Genomic DNA, 3,967 nt, shown 5'->3' with positions numbered 1-3,967 from the left:
TGGAATCGTTTCACCATCGACGAGATGGAAGCCGTTTTCGTCCACCGAGGCCACGCGTGCGCTCACGCGCACCGTGACACCAAGTTCCGAGAGCTTGCGGTGGGCTGCGTCGGCCACGCGTTGGGGGAACGGCCCAAGAAGGCGAGGGCCGGATTCGATCAGCAAGACTTTGAGATGGCTCGACGCGCCGCGTGCGCCGTATTCTTCCGCAACGGCCGCGATCCGGATCAGTTCGGCAGCCAGTTCTACGCCGGTTGCCCCGCCACCGACTATCCCGATGGTCAGCAGCGTATTCGACACGACCGCCTGGATCAACCGAAGCCGCAGTTCGTCATTGAAGGCGATGGCCTCAGACCGCGAATCGATGGTCGAGCAATGGTCTTTCACGCCGGGCGTACCGAAGTCGTTCGCACGGCTCCCGACCGCCAGCAGCAACGTGTCATAGGCGACAACGCGCGCGGGCACGACCTCGATCTCTCCGCGGCAAAGTGGTCCAATATGGATCTCGCGCCGCTCGCGATCGATGCTTGTCGCGCACCCGGGCTGATAGGTGAACCCATAAGTCCTTGCCTGGGCGGCGAACGCTGTCTCTTGCGCGCCGGCGTCCGAGGTCCCGGCCGCAATCATGTGCAGCATCGGCTTCCAGACGTAAGCCGGTTCCTTGTCTATCAGCGAAATCTGCAACGAGCCGTTGCCTGCTGTGTTTCCTGCGAGGTGGGTCGCGATGTCGAGCCCGGCAACGCCTCCGCCTACGATAACTAATCTGTGCGGCTGCTGATTTGTTCGCTGTGTCGATTCCATGCCCATCACGTCCGCGTAGTCGGGACGCAACATGAAGCAAGCAGCGGTCCTGCGCCACTCGATGGTCCTGGCCTCGATCGCTTCTGGTACGACGCATGTTCCCATGCGCGGCATATTCGGTGCGCCGGAAATGCCATGCCGGGAGCATTGCTTGCTGTCATGCAATGGTGCAAACCGCTCCCCGGTGGAGGAGGATTCAATGACAACTCAACATCGTTCCAGCACCCAGACGGACAAGCATGGACAATCGTCCGACGGCGACGCCGACGAAACCTTCAAGACGTTCAAGGATCTGGTCAACATGACGCCCGCTCAGATCGAGAAGTGGCTGCAAACCGATGAGTCCCGCGACGTCGGCCAGAAATCCGGCGGAAACGAATCGGTCGGTCATCAATCAGGCCGGCACATCATCGCCATTCTCGGCAAGAAGAAGGCCGACCTGTCGGAGGCGGATTATGCGCACATGCGCAAGGTTATCGGCTACATAAAACGACATCTCGCCCAACGTCCTAACGATGTCGAGCACTCGAACTGGCGCTATTCGCTGATGAATTGGGGCCATGATCCTGTGAAGTGACGTGCCGGGAATCAACGAAGCGCAACCCGTTCGCTTTTGGCGCTGATCGCCGCGAACAACGCATCTCGCCCCCGGCCTTCCAGCCACCGGTCGAACGTCAGCAGACCAGGGAACGATTCGCGCAGAGATGCAAGGTCGGCATTACCGGACAGTCGGCCGTCATCGACAAGCCTGGCCAACGTCCCGAGGAACGGACTTTCTGCGAGCACGGTATCCGGAAAGCGGCGATACATCACGGGACGCCCGGTTATCACGCTGAATTTGCTGGCCAGGGCCGGACCAGTTACTGCATCGCCCGCTATTTCGATAGTGCGGGACGAGAACACTTCAGGCGCCGAGAAGATCCGCGCCACGATCTTTCCGATATCTTCGGCGGCAATGAATTGCATCGGCTGGTCCGCATGCATGAAGAAGGTGAGCTCGCCTTTGTCGAGTCCCATGCCAGGCAGCATCAGGATTTCCATGAACGCGCTCGGGCGCACAATCGTCGAGGTCATGTCAAGGCGGCGGACGTAGGCTTCGATTTCGCTTTTGCTGTCGAAGTGTCCCATCCCGGTTTTGGTGGGACCCGCTGCGTTGGTCGAGCTGTAGACAAAGTGCTGGACGCCGCTTTTTAGAGCGATGTCAGCGACGGTCTTGCCGTAGCGGATCTCGTCTTCATCCGTGACCCCGTACGCAACGCCTTGACCGGAACTCGGCTGCACGCTGAACACGCCGTAGACGCCTGCCATTGCATCCTGTATGGACTGCGGATCGGAGAAATCTCCCTTCACGGTTTCGACTCCAATCGCCGCAAGCGCCTTTGCACTGTCGCTCGCCGGGTTGCGCACGAGCGCCCGCACCTTCCACCCGTCAGAGCGCAATGCCTTCGCCACGGAGCCACCCTGTTGCCCGGTTGCCCCGAACACGAGGATCGGTTCATCAGTTCTGTTCATCGCGGTATCCGAAAGTAACTATTGACGGGGCGATTGTAGGCCGCTATATCTTTTCCGCAAGACGGCACGGGGGTGTGCTTTAGTTACATGGAGGTAACCTTGTCCCAGACAATTTTCGGCCGCCCGTTTGCCATGACGCACGAAGGTCCGGTTGTGACGCCATGTGCGCCGCACGATGTGCTGGCGCGTCTCGGGGACAAGTGGACGATCCTGATCATGTCGTTGTTGTCGCTCGCCCCGCATCACCGGTTGCGTTTTTCGGGCATCAAGCGCGGTGTGAACGGCATCTCCCAGCGCATGCTGACGGCGACACTCAGAAACCTGGAACGTGACGGCTTGCTCGTGCGGCACTACTTCCCGGAAGTACCGCCGCGCGTCGAGTATGAACTGAGCGAAATGGGCATCAGCATGTTGCCGGCGCTGGAAGGATTCACCGCGTGGATCCGGATGAACTGGCCGGCGATCGAAGCGTCCCGGCAACGATACGATTCGCAGGCCTCCGGCGACGACTAGCGCGGATGGCATTCCCAATCGTTGTAAGCCGGCTTGTCGAGCGGAGTCAGCCCGGGGATCATGAATACGGAACAACCGAATCGACGTCCCTTCGTGGTGGTTGCGTCGTAGGTCACGGGCGTTCCCCCAAGTGAGTTGCGCTGGCCGTATTTGATGTTGGAAACGGTTATCTCGTCAGAAGAAGCCAGCCCGATAGTTCTGGACGTGGTTTTCTGAACTTCGATCATGTTCATCTGCGTCGTGCCGCAGGCCGACAAGCCGGTCAACAACACGGCCGAGATTGCGGCGAGTTTCAGTACTTTCTTGTTCAAGAGAATCCCCGTGAGTGTGATGTCGAAGTCCTGCCATCGGCCGCTCATAGCGCGCGGCCGATCCGTTGCATGCATGCCGCGGTTCAAACGCCGAACAGTGATACAGGCGTACAGAGCGCTCCTTTGCAGTTTCCCGGCGTGAAGTAGAGCGTCTGGATCTTGCCGCTGGGCAGCACGAACCCACCAACCAGGCCGTTACCCTTCGCGCCCTCGACGTTCGCCTGCTGAATGAACGTTGCACTGGTGGTGGCCGGATCGAGGCCATGGAAGTTGAACGTGGCGGACTGCGACAGCTCCTTCGCGAAGATTGCGCCGGTTCCATCGGAGAACACGAACTCTCCGCGGAAACGATAACCACGCGCACCTTCACTATTCAGTTGCGTCATGAAGGAGGTATCGTCGGTCGGCACGGCCGTGATCTCGTAGCCGTATGTCGCATTACCCTGCGAGCTCTTTTCGTAGATCGATGACGTGCTCGCATCGCCCAATATGAACGCCGGTGCGAGGTTGTAATAACCCTGCGCACCTTGCGCGTTGGCTTGTGTCAGGAAATCGGTCTTGCTCGCGGGCTGGGTCAGGACCTGATAGGAATACGTAGCGATTGAGCCATTGTCTTTCCTGTAGAGAAAGAACATGTCGGTACCCACGGCCAGTTCGCCCGCCCATCGGAAACCCCTGGCGCCTTCGCTATTCGCTTGCGTCAGGAATGCGGCGCTGCCCGACGTGACGTCCTGTACTTCGTAGCTATAGGTTGTCGCTTGATCCTTGACAAAGGTCGATGTCTGATCGAGCGTTGCGGTCGCAGTGAAAGCATAGTCGCTCAGATAGCG

6 protein-coding genes are annotated in these 3,967 nt (G+C 59.4%); 2 read left to right on the top strand and 4 right to left on the bottom strand.

The features are described from left to right. Window positions 1-834, bottom strand: an 834-nt coding sequence (locus ACFFAR_RS26945) for an NAD(P)/FAD-dependent oxidoreductase (RefSeq protein WP_375508796.1), incomplete at its 3' end; no start/stop codon positions are given. Here ACFFAR_RS26945 and ACFFAR_RS26940 point away from each other — a divergent pair. Continuing rightward, window positions 833-1,378 carry a DUF3140 domain-containing protein gene (locus ACFFAR_RS26940; RefSeq protein WP_375508795.1) on the top strand — a complete coding sequence of 182 codons (546 nt, stop codon included), beginning with the start codon at window positions 833-835 and terminating at the stop codon, window positions 1,376-1,378. The two genes, ACFFAR_RS26945 and ACFFAR_RS26940, sit on opposite strands and share 2 nt — an antisense overlap. Before the next feature lie 11 nt (window positions 1,379-1,389). Here ACFFAR_RS26940 and ACFFAR_RS26935 read toward each other — a convergent pair whose 3' ends face one another. Further along, window positions 1,390-2,313, bottom strand: coding sequence for an NmrA family NAD(P)-binding protein (locus ACFFAR_RS26935; protein WP_174365291.1), 924 nt, complete (start codon window positions 2,311-2,313; stop codon window positions 1,390-1,392). 99 nt (window positions 2,314-2,412) lie between these two features. Here ACFFAR_RS26935 and ACFFAR_RS26930 point away from each other — a divergent pair, with 99 nt between their 5' ends. Then, on the top strand, window positions 2,413-2,826 hold the full coding sequence (locus ACFFAR_RS26930) for a winged helix-turn-helix transcriptional regulator (RefSeq protein WP_174365292.1): 414 nt from the start codon (window positions 2,413-2,415) through the stop codon (window positions 2,824-2,826). Here the strand turns inward: ACFFAR_RS26930 and ACFFAR_RS26925 are convergent. After that, complete coding sequence (locus tag ACFFAR_RS26925; protein WP_174365293.1) at window positions 2,823-3,185, bottom strand: hypothetical protein; 363 nt, start codon at window positions 3,183-3,185, stop codon at window positions 2,823-2,825. The genes ACFFAR_RS26930 and ACFFAR_RS26925 overlap by 4 nt on opposite strands. A gap of 35 nt (window positions 3,186-3,220) precedes the next feature. Next, window positions 3,221-3,967, bottom strand: a 747-nt coding sequence (locus tag ACFFAR_RS26920; protein ID WP_375508794.1) for a hypothetical protein, incomplete at its 5' end; no start/stop codon positions are given.

Source organism: uncultured Caballeronia sp. (genome assembly GCF_964243625.1).
Taxonomy (GTDB): Bacteria; Pseudomonadota; Gammaproteobacteria; order Burkholderiales; family Burkholderiaceae; genus Caballeronia.
This window is presented reverse-complemented; position numbering and strand designations above follow the sequence as displayed.